This is a genomic window from Rhizobacter sp. P2_H2 (assembly GCF_056403375.1).
Genome location: NZ_JBFUFP010001392.1, coordinates 1 through 1,167, shown reverse-complemented (window position 1 = coordinate 1,167; position 1,167 = coordinate 1). Strand labels below are relative to the sequence as shown.

Below are 1,167 nucleotides of genomic sequence, written 5' to 3'. Positions count from 1 at the left end.
CGCCCCAGATCGCGGCGAGCCCGGTCAGTTCGATCCCGTCGGCGCGCTTCAAGACGTGGCCTCGCGCAGGCCCGGGACCCCGTCAGCGCCTTCGAGCTGCAGCAGCGCCTGCTTGCGGTGCAGCCCGCCGGCATAGCCGGTGAGGCTGCCGTCGTGGCCGAGCACGCGGTGGCACGGCACGATCACCGACACCGGGTTGCGCCCGACCGCCGCACCGACCGCGCGCACCGCCTGCGGCGCGCCGACCTCGCGTGCGATCGCCGCATAGGTGCAGGTGCCGCCGGCCGGGATGCGCAGCAGCGCCTGCCAGACGATCTGCTGGAACGGCGTGCCCTGCAGGTCCAGCGGCAGCTCGAACTGCGTGCGCCGGCCGGCGAAGTAGTCGCGCAGCTGCTGCGCGGCTTCTTTCAGCAACGGGTCATCGGGGTCGTGCGGCACGGTGGGCAGGTCGCCCGGATGCGCCTTCTGGCCGTCGAACCACATGCCGGCCACGCCGTTCGCGGTGCGCGCGAGCAGCATCGGGCCGAGCGGCGAATCGAATGCGGCCTGCGCTACGCAGACGGCCTGCAGGCGGCGCGACAGGGTAGCGGGCGTGCTGGAAGTGTTCATGGTGTTGCTCCGGAAGAGGAAGGAACAGGTGAAGAGAGAGCTGGAGGAACGGGTGCCAGGCTGTTCCACAACCTGAGCACCGCATACGAGCGCCACGGCCGCCAGGCCTCGGCGCGGGCATCGGCCTCGCGCTGGTTCTGCGTGCCGAACAGGGCCTTCATCGCGTTCAGCACCGCCACGTCCTTCGGCGGGAAGGCATCGGGCCAGCCGAGCGCGCGCATCGCGAGGTAGTGCGCCGTCCACGGGCCGATGCCGGGCAGCTCGGCCAGTGCGCTCATCAGCGCCTCGGGCTGGTGGGGCAGCGCGAGCAGCCGGGTCAGCTCGGGCCAGGCGTTGGCGAGCGCCTGGATCGCGCCGACGCGGCTGCGGATGATGCCGAGCTCGGCGATGCGCTCCAACGGTGCTCCAGCGAGCGCGGCCGGTGACGGGAAGCAGCGCGCCACGTCATCCCACGGCGTCGCGACCGGCTCGCCGAAGCGCTCGATCAGCCGCCGCGCCAGCGTGCGCGCCGCGGCCACCGTGACCTGCTGGCCGAGCACTGCGCGCACCGCCATCTCG

2 protein-coding genes are annotated in these 1,167 nt (G+C 72.8%); both read right to left on the bottom strand.

Annotated elements, in window-relative coordinates; all coding sequences use genetic code 11:
- Nucleotides 1–48: 48 nt before the first annotated feature.
- On the bottom strand, nt 49–609 hold the full coding sequence (locus AC1D15_RS33360) for a methylated-DNA--[protein]-cysteine S-methyltransferase (protein ID WP_477829440.1): 561 nt from the start codon (nt 607–609) through the stop codon (nt 49–51).
- On the bottom strand, nt 606–1,167 hold a 562-nt coding region (locus tag AC1D15_RS33355; RefSeq protein WP_477829439.1), incomplete at its 5' end, for a DNA-3-methyladenine glycosylase family protein. The genes AC1D15_RS33360 and AC1D15_RS33355, both read right to left, overlap by 4 nt.

Excerpts from the sequence above, each read along its gene's own strand:
- AC1D15_RS33360 (WP_477829440.1), bottom strand. The coding sequence starts at position 609 with ATGAACACTTCCAGCACGCCCGCTACCCTGTCGCGCCGCCTGCAGGCC.